Annotated in this window: 16 protein-coding genes; 12 read left to right on the top strand and 4 right to left on the bottom strand. The window is 55.1% G+C overall.

Translation table 11 applies throughout. The annotated features are described in order from the left end of the window. Positions 1–166: 166 nt before the first annotated feature. Positions 167–307 carry a hypothetical protein gene (locus tag MMC1_RS21980; protein ID WP_160162725.1) on the top strand — a complete coding sequence of 47 codons (141 nt, stop codon included), beginning with the start codon at positions 167–169 and terminating at the stop codon, positions 305–307. A gap of 126 nt (positions 308–433) precedes the next feature. Then, on the top strand, positions 434–676 hold the full coding sequence (locus MMC1_RS15920; protein WP_041641305.1) for a hypothetical protein: 243 nt from the start codon (positions 434–436) through the stop codon (positions 674–676). A gap of 17 nt (positions 677–693) precedes the next feature. On the opposite strand, the gene MMC1_RS15915 is transcribed toward MMC1_RS15920, so the two are convergent. After that, complete coding sequence (locus MMC1_RS15915) at positions 694–1,809, bottom strand: hypothetical protein (protein ID WP_011714660.1); 1,116 nt, start codon at positions 1,807–1,809, stop codon at positions 694–696. A 490-nt stretch (positions 1,810–2,299) separates the two neighbouring features. Further along, a complete protein-coding gene (locus MMC1_RS15905; RefSeq protein ID WP_011714659.1) occupies positions 2,300–3,142 on the bottom strand; it encodes a hypothetical protein in 843 nt (280 codons plus the stop codon). A 184-nt stretch (positions 3,143–3,326) separates the two neighbouring features. Between MMC1_RS15905 and MMC1_RS15900 the strand changes: the two genes are divergently transcribed. Next, positions 3,327–5,255, top strand: coding sequence for a PhoX family protein (locus MMC1_RS15900; protein ID WP_011714658.1), 1,929 nt, complete (start codon positions 3,327–3,329; stop codon positions 5,253–5,255). Between the two features lie 24 nt (positions 5,256–5,279). Next, a complete protein-coding gene (locus tag MMC1_RS15895; RefSeq protein ID WP_011714657.1) occupies positions 5,280–5,981 on the top strand; it encodes an invasion associated locus B family protein in 702 nt (233 codons plus the stop codon). Between the two features lie 124 nt (positions 5,982–6,105). On the opposite strand, the gene MMC1_RS15890 is transcribed toward MMC1_RS15895, so the two are convergent. Both MMC1_RS15890 and mazG read right to left on the bottom strand, forming a co-directional pair. After that, positions 6,106–6,432 carry an STAS domain-containing protein gene (locus MMC1_RS15890; RefSeq protein ID WP_011714656.1) on the bottom strand — a complete coding sequence of 109 codons (327 nt, stop codon included), beginning with the start codon at positions 6,430–6,432 and terminating at the stop codon, positions 6,106–6,108. Between the two features lie 127 nt (positions 6,433–6,559). Continuing rightward, positions 6,560–7,393, bottom strand: a complete 834-nt coding sequence (gene mazG, locus MMC1_RS15885; RefSeq protein ID WP_011714655.1) for a nucleoside triphosphate pyrophosphohydrolase — start codon at positions 7,391–7,393, stop codon at positions 6,560–6,562. A gap of 350 nt (positions 7,394–7,743) precedes the next feature. On the opposite strand from mazG, the gene flgF reads away from it, so the two are divergent. The 8 genes from flgF (at position 7,744) to MMC1_RS15845 (ending at position 13,980) form a co-directional block, all read left to right on the top strand. Further along, positions 7,744–8,553 carry a flagellar basal-body rod protein FlgF gene (gene flgF / locus MMC1_RS15880; RefSeq protein WP_011714654.1) on the top strand — a complete coding sequence of 270 codons (810 nt, stop codon included), beginning with the start codon at positions 7,744–7,746 and terminating at the stop codon, positions 8,551–8,553. 65 nt (positions 8,554–8,618) lie between these two features. Continuing rightward, a complete protein-coding gene (flgG, locus tag MMC1_RS15875; RefSeq protein ID WP_011714653.1) occupies positions 8,619–9,410 on the top strand; it encodes a flagellar basal-body rod protein FlgG in 792 nt (263 codons plus the stop codon). A gap of 86 nt (positions 9,411–9,496) precedes the next feature. Further along, positions 9,497–10,207, top strand: coding sequence for a flagellar basal body P-ring formation chaperone FlgA (flgA, locus tag MMC1_RS15870; RefSeq protein WP_011714652.1), 711 nt, complete (start codon positions 9,497–9,499; stop codon positions 10,205–10,207). Positions 10,208–10,264: 57 nt separating this feature from the next. Next, complete coding sequence (locus MMC1_RS15865; RefSeq protein WP_011714651.1) at positions 10,265–10,963, top strand: flagellar basal body L-ring protein FlgH; 699 nt, start codon at positions 10,265–10,267, stop codon at positions 10,961–10,963. 320 nt (positions 10,964–11,283) lie between these two features. Then, the gene (locus MMC1_RS15860) at positions 11,284–12,345 is read left to right on the top strand and encodes a flagellar basal body P-ring protein FlgI (RefSeq protein ID WP_407081019.1); all 1,062 of its coding nucleotides are present in this window, start codon (positions 11,284–11,286) and stop codon (positions 12,343–12,345) included. Beyond that, on the top strand, positions 12,345–12,821 hold the full coding sequence (locus tag MMC1_RS15855) for a rod-binding protein (protein WP_011714649.1): 477 nt from the start codon (positions 12,345–12,347) through the stop codon (positions 12,819–12,821). Before MMC1_RS15860 ends, MMC1_RS15855 begins: the two co-directional genes overlap by 1 nt. A gap of 217 nt (positions 12,822–13,038) precedes the next feature. After that, a complete protein-coding gene (flgM, locus tag MMC1_RS15850) occupies positions 13,039–13,356 on the top strand; it encodes a flagellar biosynthesis anti-sigma factor FlgM (protein ID WP_049757707.1) in 318 nt (105 codons plus the stop codon). A gap of 117 nt (positions 13,357–13,473) precedes the next feature. Beyond that, positions 13,474–13,980, top strand: coding sequence for a flagellar protein FlgN (locus MMC1_RS15845; RefSeq protein WP_011714647.1), 507 nt, complete (start codon positions 13,474–13,476; stop codon positions 13,978–13,980). Positions 13,981–14,000 lie beyond the last annotated feature (20 nt).

Raw genomic sequence — 14,000 nt, 5'->3', positions numbered from 1 at the left:
CGTAATGCTAGCAGAGGCGAGGTACTCAAAGCAAGCATCACTCGTCGAGAAGTGCAACCTGGTGGCAAACCGATCGCTGTCTGTTTGTGAAAGCAAGTAGTGAAAGGGATGTTGGTGGAGAAAATGCCCATAGAGTATGGCGTGGCTTTAGATTGGTGGATCACTTATGCCCCAAGGTAAAGGGTTGCAGATGTATGAATCAGGGGTTTCGGAAAAGATGGGTATTTTGACCTGGATTCTCTATGGTTTAGCGATTCCGTTTAAGTCGCGCATAGCAAGCCGTGACCTCTGCCTAAGCAGCGCGTAAGATGAGGGCGGCACATACCGCGCCGTTTGGGTGGGGTAGGAGATGGGTCTCTCCTGGTTTTGCGGAGAGTGGCATAACAGACGGGGTCAGTGGCCCCTGCGTGGGCGATGGCGTGGAGCGCAGATCATGCAAGAGGATGAAGGCTATTTGCTGGATGATGACGATGATTGGGGGATCGAATTGCCCATGGAGGAGATCGCCGAAGCCTTTGGTATTACCGAGCTGGAGCTGGAAGTCGCCTTGGAGACCGGTCGTGCCGAGGTGAGCCAAACCCCCCAGCAGGTGATCGTTAACGGCGAGTTGTTAGATAGTTATAAAATTACCATCAGCCTGGAAAATATTACCGTTTCAATTAATTTAGAGCCCTAGGGCTTGGCTCGGTTGCCCTATTTAGGGGCTGGACCCAGCCGATCTAGCACAAAACGACTCCCCTCATAGTGCCCCCATAGCTGCCAGAGCGCCTTGTCGGCCCAACCATGACAGCGGTGCGTGCTGGGCTCTATAGGCTCTTTAAGGGGTTGAAAACTTAATGCGCTAGCTGCTGTGCGATCCATGCATTCCCCCTGTTCCAGATAGATGGAGAGCTGGTCTAGCCGCTCGTTGAGTAGAATATGGCGATCCCGGTCCAGCTCGGCGGCTCCATCACGAAAAGCCTCAGTGAGGATAATGTGTTCACTGATGGGTTCCAACATCGACTCCCCATACAGATCGCGCCGATTGTGGTCCCATAATAACTCCCCATAAAAGGAGAGGCGGCTGCGGTCGTCTAGGCCCTGCATCAACACCTCATGGGGGATTTTATCCAGCTTTTCAGGGTGTACTTCCAACCCCATCGCCAAGCGGCGAAAAGTGTGTTGGTGCTTTTGCAAAATGCGCTGCCCTTTGGCCTGTACGCTGGGCATGGGCAAACGTACCAAATTACGCCCAGGTTCCAAGAGATAAGCGCTCTCATGGGCGTAGAAGGGCGCCAGTGTTTGCAACAGACCTACCAGGATGCGAGACCCCCCCGCTGGATTAAATAAAATATGAAATTCATAAATTTTATAGTTAGTTAAAACATCTCCACACCAGCGGGTAAATCGGGCCATAGCACCATGCAGGGCGGTGGTTTCGCCCTCGCGCAGGCCGTCAATGCCCATGGTTTCGACGCTCTGTCCGTGGCTACGCAGCCAGTCGGCAATTAAAGCAACGGAGATGCTGTCGGGCCACGCTTGGGAGTGAATGAGGATATGCCGATCATGGCCGTTCTTAAGGTCGCCCCCGTAGATTTGCACCAGGGATAATAGCTCAGGGCAGAGGGTGGAGATCACCCCGGGGGTGGCATTGAGCAGCATTTGGCGCAGGGTGTCCAGACGTTTTTCCAGCTCGGGTACAATCTCTGTATCAGGGGTTGACTCACCTGCGCGCAGCAATATACGGCTTAGGCGTGGATCATCGGCGCATTGACGGCGAATTAATTCCCGTCCGCAAGCGGTGATGATGAGCTGGTGATCCATATCCATGGGTAAGCTCCTGCAAAAGATCGTGACAGTAGGGGCACTTAAAGAAGAGGTGCCGTACGGCTTGAATGGGAACCCTGTGTTGGAGTGCCCGGTTGGGCGGTGGGTTCCGTCTGGGCAGATATTGTACAAAAAAAAGCAGCCAAGAGAGTGCTCTCCGGCTGCGATAGTCACGATACATGATACGTGATGGGTTTCCCGGAGACGTGAAGACCAGTCGCACGAACAGCCAAAACCAATGGTATACGTTACAACGTGCTTAAAGTGTTGTCTCGGGTCGTGTAACCAGTACATCCGTACCGGGAATCCATAACGCATGATTTATTATGCAAGGGTTGGGCCGATTTTTCTGTGGATATTTTAACCATTTGAATAATATAGAAAACACAAAAAGTCATCAAGATCTTATGGGGGAATCGTGACACCCAAGTGGCAGATTTTGCACAGGGGGGTGGTCATATGGGGTGTCAACAGAGGGGGTGGGCAAGGATGGCTACATGTAGAAGGCATAGGGGTGGTTATAGATGGCTTCATCCTGCCACGGAGCCAGTTGCAGATCAATTTGCTGTTGGGGGTTGGGGGGCAAAAAGGCGTCGGCAGCATAGCGTTGCTGAAGCTGCTCATTGAGTCGCGTTATCTGCTCCCTCGTCGCCAGTAGATGGATGCGCCAACGTAACCATGGGGTGTAGGAGGTCTGTTGGGTTTCCAGGGAAGCATGCTCTGCGGTGGTTAGGCTAATATGTACGGCGGGGGCACGAAGTATACCGGTAGGGTAGAGCGGTTGGGCATGCAGTAGATCCATGGCGTGTTGCTGCATGCGGGCCACCATTGGGTCGCTCCATTGATGCTGAATGAGCAAACTTTGTAGGCTCTCTAAAAAATGAAACTGGGCGCGAAAAATGGGCTTGCTGGCGCGCACCGCCTGTTTAAGATAGGCCCCTGCCTCTTGAAAATAGCCGCATAGAATATCATCCCGGATGATCTGCTGTTCAATGCCGGGTTGTGTGTCATCCTCTGCCATGGCCTGCAAGGTGCTCTCTCTGGCCGCAGCATAAAAGCCCAGCTTGCGCAGATTGAGGGCATGCTCCACATGGATCCATGCTTGTTGCGGGTATTGCAGCAAAAGCGGTTTATAGAGAGCCACCATGAGCTCTGGTTGTTGCTCCATACAGGCGATGCGGGCCAGCATAAGGGTCGCGGTTAGGCTGTCGTGGCTGTGTAGGGTCTCGGCCTCTTTACGCAAGCGGCGCAGGGTGAAGGGGTCGGGATTGGGGTCTTGATTAAACAGTCGGTTAACCGCGCGCTGTAGCGCTTTACCGGGGCTCTGTTGGCGCATGGCAGGGCTCGTTTCTGAAAAGGAATGGGCAAACAGAATTCAAGAGCACTCTAATCGAACTCGGCCCAGCGTGGACAGGCCAAAATAACCGTACAGTGGTTGTCCTGTGCAAAGGACATGAAAAATTCATAAAGCGTGGCGTAATATAGGGGCTCATAAACGTGCCTGCCAAAAAGGTGAAACCATGGCTCAACGCCCCATTAGTGCCACCCTTAATCAGATTATTGCCAAGCGTCTGAGTCGCCGTCAAGCGATGCAAGGCTTAATGGCCGGTGGGGCCATGGTAGCCCTGCATCGCTTGCCCGGTGTGGCCTGGGCTGGCTGCGATGATCCTGAAGTGGTGCCAGAAATGGACCCTACCAGCTTTGGTTTTCGCCGTTTGGATGATGCCATCCAGGTCAATCATCGGGTCGCCGAGGGTTATACCGTACAGACATTGCTGCGCTGGGGGGATGGCGTGCTGGCGGATGCGCCCCCTTTTGACCCCTTCCAGCAGAGCCCCGAGGCGCAATCCAAACAGTTTGGTTACAACAATGACTTTGTCACCTATATGCCCCTGCCCGTTGGCAGTCACAACCCCAACCATGGGCTGCTCTGTGTCAATCATGAGTATACAGACGCGGCGATGATGTTCCCCAAAGCGCAGCGTGCAAGTGAGAGTCCTGAAGATCTTAAAAGAATGGTGGAGACCGAGCAGGCAGCCCATGGCCATTCGGTGGTGGAGATCCGCCGTCAAGGTCCTGGAGCGGCTTGGCAGGTGGTTAAGCGCAGCCGCTACAACCGGCGCATCACCGCATGGCAGAGTAAACTACAGATCCGTGGTCCGGCGGCGGGCCATGCGGATTTGCGTACCCTCGATGATCCCACCGGTACGGTCTGCGTGGGTACCCTTAACAACTGCGCTGGTGGTACAACTCCATGGGGGACGGTGTTGCTGGGCGAGGAGAATATTAACGCATATTTTGGCGGCAACCCAGCCCGTACCACAGAGCCCCAGCGCTACACAAGTATGGGTATTCAGGGACGTCCAAGCTATCGTTGGCACGAGGTGCAGCCCCGCTTTGATATTGAGCAGAACCCCAATGAACCCAACCGATTTGGTTGGGTGGTAGAAGTGGATCCCTACGACCCCACCGCGCGTCCCGTTAAACGCACGGCACTGGGGCGGTTTAAGCATGAAGGGGCCACCAGCGTGGTGCTGCCCGATGGCCGTGTGGCGATCTACAGTGGGGATGACAGTGCCGGTGAGTTCCTCTACCGTTTTGTTACGCAGGAGCGTTGGAACCCCAACGCCCGCGCCGCTAACCGGGATCTGTTGGATCAGGGCAGCTTGTCTGTGGCCCAATTTAGCGAGGAGGGTTTTGTGCGCTGGATACCCTTGGAGCATGGACAGCGGGGGCTGGATGCCAGCCAAGGCTTTGCTTCGCAAGCGGATGTGTTGATTCAAACCCGCCGGGCAGCGCGGGTGGTGGGGGCCACGCCGTTGGACCGGCCTGAGGATGTGCAGGTTAACCCCATCAGCGGGCGCCTCTATGTGGCACTGACCAACCACACGCAGCGGCAGCAGGCGGATGGGGCAAATCCCAGGGCACCCAATCCCTACGGCCATATTTTGGAGCTGACGCCGCCCATGGGTGAGGGGGTTGAACATGGGGCCGAGCGGTTTTTATGGAATATATTGCTGCTGGGTGGCCCTCTGGATGAGGCGTCGGGGAGTGCCTATAATGCCTATGTGGAAACCTTTGGTAACTGGCTGGCGGCCCCCGATAACTTTGCCTTTGATCGCCAAGGGCGTATGTGGATTGCCACCGACCAAGGGGGGGCACAGCTCAAGCGAGGCCATGCAGATGGTCTGTTTGCCTGTGACCTCCAGGGGATGGGACGGGCGCTGCCGAAACGATTTTTTAGCTGTCCGGTGGGGGCGGAGATGTGCGGACCCGCCTTTACCCCCGACGATACCAGCCTGTTTTTGGCGGTGCAGCATCCCGGTGAGGTGAAGGGCAGTAGCTTTGAAAACCCGGCCAGTCGCTGGCCCGATTTTGCAGCCCCACTGCCCCCCCGCCCCGCCGTCGTGGTGGTGACCCATAAACAGGGTAAGGTAATCGGTGGTTAAAACAAGCCGCGCTGGCGCTGGGCCGTGCATTTTTTGACCCTAACCGCCACAGCAGCCCTCTACAAAAGCGGTGAGATGTGCCACATTGATGGCTGCTTTGGTAATGTTGCCGTTTCACCCTTACTTTTGAGTTGCGTCATGCCCCTCTATTTGCTGCTGTTTGTATTTATGGTGGGTTTGGTTACACCTGCGCCGCTGTTTGCGCAACGTTTGAGTGATCTGCCCGATTCAGCATCTGCCGCGCCAATGGACTCTGCGGGGGCAATTGCCCAGGATAATGCCAAGGTGGTGGTCAAAGAGAAATTTGACGCTTGGCAGGTGATCTGTCTGGAGGAGCCCAGCGCGCGCAAACGGCTCTGTACCGTGCAGATTGTCGCGACCACCGCAGAAGGGAATCGTCCCATTTTTGCCCTGCGGGTGATTCACCGTCCCGATGGTAAGCGCCTATTGGGTATGGCGTTCCCCTTGGGTATTAACGTGCAGGCGCAAAATGGTTTTATCGTGGATAAAAAGAAAGAGTGGAGCTGGGCTGTGCCCATTACCCACTGCCTGCCCGATGGCTGCCACGTGCTGCTGGCCTGGGATGAAAAAATGGAAGAGGCCTTTCGTAAAGGTATCGATGGGTTATTGGTCATGGTGCGCTATCCCAAAGACCAGCTTAATATTCCCTTCCCTCTAAAAGGGTTTAGCAAAGCGATGAAGTTGATGGATGATTCCACAAAATAACTGTGGGGCTTGCTGCACACACAGACCCAATAGAAAAAGGGGTGCCTCAGGCACCCCTTTTTCTATTGGGACCATGGCTTGGTAAGTGGCTTGGGGTTGTCCTGTAGGCCCGTGCTGGGGCTGTTTAGGGCAGCTCTTCCAGATGAAAAAGCTGTTGTAAATGGGCTGTTTTTAATTTTTTCATAACCTTTGGATGTATTTCACGCAGGGTGACAGGTTGGTTCAGATGAGCAAGATTGTTATGAAACAGGATCAACGTGCCTAGTCCCCCGCTGTCTATGTGGTCAAAGGTCGAGCAGTTAAAGATCACATGCAAATCCTGCGGGACCTGTTGGGCCAAAATAAGATAATAACTGCTGGTGGCAAACGAGGGGGCTTGATGGGGGATAATCTCAACGTCATGTTCGGAGAGGTAAATATTAAAATATTGGCAAGATCTTAGGGTTTCCATGGCAGCTATCCCAAAAGAATGGTTTACCATGGGATAAATATAACAAATTTCGGTTGTTAATCCCATCAATAAAAGGATAGAAGACAAAAATAATGGTAAATTGGAGTGTGGTTATGGGTAGGTTGGTTTACAGCCCCTGTTTTTTGGCCTGTTGCCAGAGCGACTCCATCTCCTCAAGCGAGGCTTGTTCGACAGCAACACCCTGTTCTTGCAGGTGAGCTTCAATATAGCGAAAGCGTGCTTCGACTTTATGGGTGCAGGCGCGCAGGGCGGTTTCTGGCTCAATCTCCAGACGACGGGCCAGGTTAACCAGGGCAAACAGCAGGTCGCCAAGTTCCTCTTTTTGTCCTGCGCGGTCATTCTCGGCGCGGGCTTGCGCCAATTCATCAATCTCTTCGCGAATTTTGTCCAAAATACCATCGGTATCGGGCCAGTCAAAGCCCACTTTAGCCATCTTATCCTGCACCTTTTTGGCCCACAGCAGCGCCGGTAGTTTGTTGGAGAGACCGGCAAAAACGGAGTGGTCCTCACTTACCTCGCCCCGCGCTTGACGCTCGCGTTTTTTAAGATCTTCCCAGTTAGCCGCAACCTCGGCGGCACTGGTCAAGGACTCCTCCCCAAACACATGGGGGTGGCGATGGAGCATTTTTTGGACCACCGAGTTGACCACCTGCTCTAGGGTAAACTGGTTGGCTTCGGCGGCAATTTGACTATAAAAAACAATATGGAACAGCAGGTCACCCAGCTCTTTTTTAAGTTCTTGATGGTCTTGTGTCTCCACCGCGTGCAGCACCTCATAGACCTCTTCCAGGGTGTAGGGCAGCAGGCTTTGAAAGCTCTGCTCGCGGTCCCATGGGCAGCCGTCTGGGGCGCGGAGTTGGCGCATGAGGGACTCTAAAGCGGTAAAGGCGTGTCCGGCTAAAGAGGCGGGGTCTTGGGAATTGGGCGCTTTGGGGGGCATGATTTCGGTCCATTTTTTGCGGCATCGTTCTGCGGCATACAGGCCAGCCGAGCTGGACCATGCAGGAGAGCCCAGTTGTAACGGGTTTGCTGGTGCAGGGCAATGGTTGGCGAGCGGAACATTTTTCCCGGTGACCCTGGCGAGCCGTGGAGTAAGGCAAATGCTACCGGCTAGGGTGGATGGATGCGTTTGCTAGAAAATATTTTAACACTAGGAAAATCCATGTAAAAAATAAAATATTTCAGCAGTGGCACAAGGGTTGCTTTGTTAAATCGTGATTGAAATCGTGATTGCAAATGTGTGATCGGCGCCAAACAACGGCGTGAACACAAGGAAGAGGGTGCGAGAACATGGATAGTGGTGTTTATGCAGCGGTAAACGGGGCAAGACGGACGGAGTTGCGTCTCTCAACTCTGGCCAATAACTTGGCCAACGTCAATACCACCGGATATAAAGAGGACAGGCTCACGTTTGAGTCCTTTATGACCTCTCCAGGGCCGGAGTTGCATCCTCTACCCACCGACGATTTTATGGGTATGCGCGGACCAGGGGATATTCCCTTTCCCTTTAGCAATCCCTCTTCGAACGCCTACCGCATGACCTACCCCGTCGCCTTTGAAACCGAGGTCGATGTGCAGCAAGGTGCCCTGCATGGAACCAATAACCCGCTGCATGTGGCCATTGAGGGCGAGGGCTTTTTTGTCCTTAACGGCCCCGATGGACGCCGTTACACGCGGGATGGTTCGTTTGAGGTCAACAATGTGGGTGAGCTGGTCAGTAAAGATGGTTATCAGGTGCTCGGCCCCGGTGGCGAGCCCATTGTGGTGGGAGACGGGCCGGTAAATATTGCCCCTGACGGTTTTGTGACCAGTAATGGGGAAGAGGTCGGCACCATCGCTCGGGTTAAGCTACCCTCGGAGCAGTTGGATAAGGTGGGGCAAAACCAGTACAAGGCCCCCCAAGATCTGGAGGTCCCGGTTGACGCCGCGCAAGCTCAGGTGCACCAGGGCTTTTTGGAGGGTTCCAATAGCAACCCCATTCGCGCCATGACCCAGATGATCGAGGCGCAACGGGCCTATGAGATGCACATTAAAATGATTCAAAACCTCGACAACCTGGATGATCAGGCGGTCAACCGCATTGGCCGGTTACAGGGTTAATTCTAGGCAACGGCTTTGACCGCTTAGGTCGAGCATAAAAGATACGCTTCACAGGAGTCGATACCATGATTCGCGCACTCTGGACATCTGCCACCGGCATGCAGGCTCAGCAGACCAATATTGATGTGATCGCCAACAACTTGGCCAATACCAACACCGCCGGTTTTAAACGTTCCCGGGCAGACTTTCAGGATCTGCTCTACCAGAACATGCGGGCCGCCGGTGCGGCAACCTCGCAGGCGGGCAACCAAGTGCCCGTGGGCATCCAGCTCGGTCATGGTGTGCGCACCGTGTCGGTGAGCAAAATGTTTACCCAGGGTGACTATGTGCAGACCGGTAATGAGCTGGATATGGCCATTGAAGGCAAGGGATTTTTCCAAATTCAAATGCCCGATGGCTCCACCGCTTACACCCGTGACGGAACCTTTAAGCTGGATAACAGCGGGCAGATCGTAACCGCTGACGGTTATGTGTTGGATCCTGGTCTGACCCTGCCCCAAAACGCCACCAATGTGGCGGTTGGTCCCGATGGTACGGTGGCGGTCAAGACCCCCGATCAGGCCGATCTGACCCAGGTTGGTCAGATCCAGTTGGCGCAATTTATCAATCCAGCCGGTCTGAACGCCATTGGTCGTAACCTCTACACCGAGTCTGGTGCTTCGGGCGCGCCGGTGGTGGGCACGGCTGGTGAAGATGGTCTGGGTACCGTGCAGCAGCAATATCTGGAACTCTCTAACGTGAACATGGTGGAAGAGATGGTGAATATGATCGCTTCGCAGCGGGCTTATGAGATCAACTCCAAAACCGTGCAGACCGCCGATGATATGCTGGGTAAAGTGGCCAGCATGAAGCGCTAAGTCGCTAACATCGTAACCGAGTAACCGCCTTGGCTTTGGTTGGCAAGGCGGGTGATCATGCCAATCCAGGATGGAGGAGACGGCAGATGAAAAAAAGCATCATCACCCTGATAACCCTGATGGTGAGCCTATTATGGGTCTCTATGGCAGGTGCTCAAGTGCTCTCTCGTTATGAGATGGCGCAAGAAGCAGGCGTGAAACTGCAAGATTTGCTGCGCCTTCACCATCCCTCTTTGGAGAGCCATAGCCTCTATTTTCCCCGTAACCTGCAACTGCCAGAGGGTGAGGTGGATTTGCAGTTGGACACCATGCGTCTCGAGGATCGCCCTGGTCGTCAGACCGTGCCGGTGACGGTGCTGGTGGATGGCACCGCCCAAGCGGTGGTGGATGCCGTGGTGGTAATCCGCAAAAATGTGACGGTGGCGGTCCTCAAGCGCCAGCTCAAGCGGGACGATATTGTCGCGTTGGGGGATATCGACTGGCAAACCATCCAGATTAGCCGCGAGGGATTCCGCTATGTATCGGACGTTCGCGAGATTGTGGGTAAAGCCGCATCCCGGCCCGTGCGTGCCAACATTGCCTTGCAAGCCAGTTGGTTTGAAGAACCGGTGGCGGTGGAGCGTGGGGACCGGGTGCGGGTACTGCTCAAGGATGGTGCCTTGGTGATCAATACCGTTGGGGTGGCGGGTAAAGATGGACGGGTAGGCGAGGCCATTTTGGTGCGCAACTTGAGTAGCAATAAGAGCTTTCTTGCCCGTGTGATGGCACCGGGGCAGGTGGTGGCAGAAGGTTTGTAATCCATGGAGTTGGAGCGGAACCCCGCTGGGGTTGCCAGGATACAGGAGTGAAGTTTCATGCGTATGAATGTGCAGACAATGGTGGTAGGGGTGTTGGCCCTGGGGTTGCTTTCCGGTTGTGGTATGACCCGCTCCAGTCAGCGTCCGCCAGCGCCACAGGCGATTATTCAGGCTCAGCCTGCGGAGATGTTGAACCCCAATAAGGGTTCGCTGTGGAACAGCGGTGGGCGTAACACCCTGTTTGCCGATGCCAAGGCCCGTTTTGTGGGCGACCTAATTACGGTGAACGTGTCGGAGAGTTCGTCGGCCAAAAAAAATGCCATGACCGAACTTAAACGCGAGGCTGACAGCGAAGTGGCGTTGGGCGGATTGTTTGGTTTGACCGAGGCGTTGCAGAAGGGGGGGCTCTCTAAATTAGTCGACTCCAACAGCACCACCAGCAACCAAAACCATAAAGGGGAGGGTACCACCTCCCGCGATAGCACCTTTACCGCCACCATCACCTGCCAAGTGACAGAGGTGCTCTCCAACGGCAACCTCCGTATTGAGGGCCGTCGGGATATTACGGTGAACCATGAAAACCAGTTTATCATCCTCTCTGGGGTAATTCGCCCTGAGGATATTTCCAACACCAACTCGGTTAACTCGGCACAAATTGCCGATGCCCGCATCGACTATTCCGGTGAGGGGGTGTTGGATGACCAACAGCAACCCAGTTGGCTGCAACAGTTCTTTACCACCTTTCACATCATCTAGGTGTGGGCCGGGGGGCGCGGCTTTGCCCCCCCTGAGCCGAGCTGGATGAGGTACCGTTTCCCGTTGTTGCTGGTTTATGATGAAGCCAGCGTTGATTCGTCAGTGTCCAGTCTGGCCCGGATCTCTCCCCTGAGATCCGGGATTTTTTTTATCCCGCCTCCATAGGCCCCGGTTGGCCTTGTGATTGCATTGTTCCATACACGCCCACGGATTGGGCGTCAATGTATGGCGTAACTTGCAGCGAAGGCGACGAAATCATGAAGATGCGCGCGGAACGCAGAGGGTTGGGGCGACTGACTGTTCTGGCACTGGCGGTGACCATGGGGTTACTGCTTACCAGCTCACCGGCCCAGGCCACCCGTCTGAAAGATGTCGTGACCATTGAAGGGGTGCGGGATAACCCGCTGAATGGCTACGGCCTGTTGGTGGGTTTAAACGGTACTGGAGACTCCAGTGCGGCATTTACCCAGCAATCCATGCAGCAGATGTTGCAGCGCATGGGAATCAGCATGAGCACCCTGCCCAAAGTCAAAAACGTGGCGGCGGTCATGGTCACGGCGACGCTACCCCCTTTTGCGCGGCAAGGCAATAAAGTGGATGTAACCATTGCCTCTTTGGGTGACGCTAAAAGCTTGGAGGGGGGCACTCTGGTGATGACCCCGTTACGGGCGGCGGATGGGCGCATCTATGCGGTGGCGCAAGGGCCGGTTTCGGTGGGTGGCTTTTCCGCTGGTGGTGCGGGGGGCAATGTGCAGAAAAATTTCCCTACCGTGGCGCGTATTGCCGATGGGGCGACGGTGGAACGAGAGGTTGACTTTAAGTTAGCCCGTGAGACCAGCTTGCAATTAGCCTTGAAAGAGCATGATTTTACCACGGCCAACCGGGTGGTTTCGGCCATTAATGGCCTGTTTGGCGAACCGCTGGCGCATGCCTTGGATTCGGGCACGGTGAAGGTGCAGGTTCCCCCCAGCTATAAAGGGCGGGTAGTGGAGTTTGTTTCCCGTATGGAGGGGGCCGAGGTTGAGGTGGATACCCGGGCGGTGGTGGTGGTCAACGAGCGTACCGGCACCATTGTGATGGGGGAAAATGTGCGGGTTTCGACGGTGGCCCTCTCTCATGGTGCTTTGAGTATCCGTATTACCGACACGCCCCAGGTAAGCCAGCCGAATCCCTTGGCGGGTGGCGATACGGCGGTGGTCAACCAGCGCGATGTGCAAGTGACCGAAAAAGACGCTCGGTTGGTGCAGATGGAAGAGGGGGTCACGCTGGGTGATCTGGTGAAGGGTTTGAATAATCTGGGTGTCACACCACGGGATCTGATTGCCATTTTACAAGCGATTAAGGCGTCGGGTGCGTTGCAAGCGGATCTGGAGACGATGTAATGAACGATTTTCTCTCCACCAAGGCACAAGGGGTGATGATGCAGCAGATGGCCGGTGGTCAGGTGCGTCATAGCACCGCCGGGCGCAGCAATAACCCCTCGATTGCCGGGGCGGATCGCAGCAATCGTGTGCCCCTCTCAGAGCAGGATGAAAAGACGTTGCGTAAGGCGGCGGCCAACTTTGAGGCGATGTTTATCAAGCAGCTGTTAGGCTCCATGCGTAAGACCGTGCCGGATTTTGGTGAGGGCGGTTTGATGCGTAAGAGCAATGGCGAGAAAATTTTTCGCGATATGCTGGATCAAGAGTATGCCGATCTGGCCAGTAAAGGTGAGGGCGGCTTGGGCATGAAGGAGGCGATCTATGATCAGCTGACCCGTCGTCCTGGTGGGCGTCCTGGTGGGGCGCTCAATCCCTCGATCGAAGCGTTGAATGCACAATATGCGGCCATGCAAGCACAGAAAAGCCGGGAACATTAAGGTTGGCGCGGGTTGTGCAAAGTATCTTAGGCACACTCGGTTGAGCAGGGTGTGTTAGGCGCCGTTTAGGGTTGGGTATCATCTGTAACGGGGCGTGTAGGGTATGCAATGGGGCCGGTTGAGCCAAGCTCAGTTGGTGGATTTATACAGGCACAAGCGGATGTTAAGTGCCGGAGCCTCACGGTGAGGCTGGGGAAAGTCAATGGAGTGGACACCCATGAGAATCAAAGGGTTGGGGTCGAATAAGCTGGAGCGTATCACAGGCAACAATCGGGTCGCGGCGGAGCGTCCGGTGGCTAGTGGCCGTGCCGCCAAAGCGGGTTCCAGCCGGGGCCGTGATGATGTGGCTCTCTCTGAGGGGGCACGCATTGCCGGTCAGGCGGGCGAGGCGGTACAAAGTTCCCCTGAGTTACGGATGGAGCTGATCCAGCCCATTAAGGAGGCGCTCGCCTCGGGCACCTATAATGTCTCCAGCTTAGATGTAGCCGATAAAATGCTGCGTCAGGTATTGATGGAGCGCAAGCAGTCTTTATAGAGAATCGGAGCGGCCTGTAGGCCGTTGGATTGACATGATCTGAGCGGTGCGGGATGCGCCGTTCTGACGGAAGGGGATATTGCCCCGCTGTCTTGAAATTGACCAGGAGTCTTAGCCATGCAAGCAACCATGCAAGAACATACCAACGCCCTGATTGGGGTTATGGATGAGCTGAACGAACATTTTCAGAAGGTGCTGAGCCTCTTTGAACAGGAGCGTGACGCCCTCAGTCGTCGAGATATTGATGGCATGGAGGGGACTTCGGCCATCATTGGCAAGGCGCTGGAGGATGCGCGTGTTATTGAGATCCGTCGTCAGCATGTGACGGGTACTTTGGCGCAAAATCTGGGCATGCCGGCGCGGGGTACCAAGTGGGATCAGTTGACCAGTCGTTTGGATCTGGACACCGCCCGTCCTTTGCGCAAGGCGCGTAATCGACTGCGTGCGACCCTGTTTGCGGTAGAGCATGCCAACCGTATGAACCAAGCGGCGTTTCGTGGCGTACAGGCGGCGACGGACAGCATTTTGAGTATTTTGCATGGGGGTAGCAGCAGCTATGACCGCAAGGGTGCGCGTCAGCAGGGCACCACAGGGGCAAATCGGTTTTTGTCCAAGCAACTGTAAGGGCGATGCCGTAGGCATCA

Source organism: Magnetococcus marinus MC-1 (assembly GCF_000014865.1).
GTDB classification, from domain to species: domain Bacteria; phylum Pseudomonadota; class Magnetococcia; order Magnetococcales; family Magnetococcaceae; genus Magnetococcus; species Magnetococcus marinus.
The sequence above is the reverse complement of the archived record's forward strand: the minus strand, read 5'-3'. Positions and strand labels throughout refer to the sequence as shown.

Excerpts from the sequence above, each read along its gene's own strand:
- MMC1_RS21980 (WP_160162725.1), top strand. The coding sequence starts at position 167 with ATGCCCCAAGGTAAAGGGTTGCAGATGTATGAATCAGGGGTTTCGGAA.
- MMC1_RS15920 (WP_041641305.1), top strand. The coding sequence starts at position 434 with ATGCAAGAGGATGAAGGCTATTTGCTGGATGATGACGATGATTGGGGG.
- MMC1_RS15915 (WP_011714660.1), bottom strand. The coding sequence starts at position 1,809 with ATGGATATGGATCACCAGCTCATCATCACCGCTTGCGGACGGGAATTA.
- MMC1_RS15905 (WP_011714659.1), bottom strand. The coding sequence starts at position 3,142 with ATGCGCCAACAGAGCCCCGGTAAAGCGCTACAGCGCGCGGTTAACCGA.
- MMC1_RS15900 (WP_011714658.1), top strand. The coding sequence starts at position 3,327 with ATGGCTCAACGCCCCATTAGTGCCACCCTTAATCAGATTATTGCCAAG.
- MMC1_RS15890 (WP_011714656.1), bottom strand. The coding sequence starts at position 6,432 with ATGGAAACCCTAAGATCTTGCCAATATTTTAATATTTACCTCTCCGAA.
- mazG (WP_011714655.1), bottom strand. The coding sequence starts at position 7,393 with ATGCCCCCCAAAGCGCCCAATTCCCAAGACCCCGCCTCTTTAGCCGGA.
- flgF (WP_011714654.1), top strand. The coding sequence starts at position 7,744 with ATGGATAGTGGTGTTTATGCAGCGGTAAACGGGGCAAGACGGACGGAG.
- flgG (WP_011714653.1), top strand. The coding sequence starts at position 8,619 with ATGATTCGCGCACTCTGGACATCTGCCACCGGCATGCAGGCTCAGCAG.
- flgA (WP_011714652.1), top strand. The coding sequence starts at position 9,497 with ATGAAAAAAAGCATCATCACCCTGATAACCCTGATGGTGAGCCTATTA.
- MMC1_RS15865 (WP_011714651.1), top strand. The coding sequence starts at position 10,265 with ATGCGTATGAATGTGCAGACAATGGTGGTAGGGGTGTTGGCCCTGGGG.
- MMC1_RS15860 (WP_407081019.1), top strand. The coding sequence starts at position 11,284 with ATGGGGTTACTGCTTACCAGCTCACCGGCCCAGGCCACCCGTCTGAAA.
- MMC1_RS15855 (WP_011714649.1), top strand. The coding sequence starts at position 12,345 with ATGAACGATTTTCTCTCCACCAAGGCACAAGGGGTGATGATGCAGCAG.
- flgM (WP_049757707.1), top strand. The coding sequence starts at position 13,039 with ATGAGAATCAAAGGGTTGGGGTCGAATAAGCTGGAGCGTATCACAGGC.
- MMC1_RS15845 (WP_011714647.1), top strand. The coding sequence starts at position 13,474 with ATGCAAGCAACCATGCAAGAACATACCAACGCCCTGATTGGGGTTATG.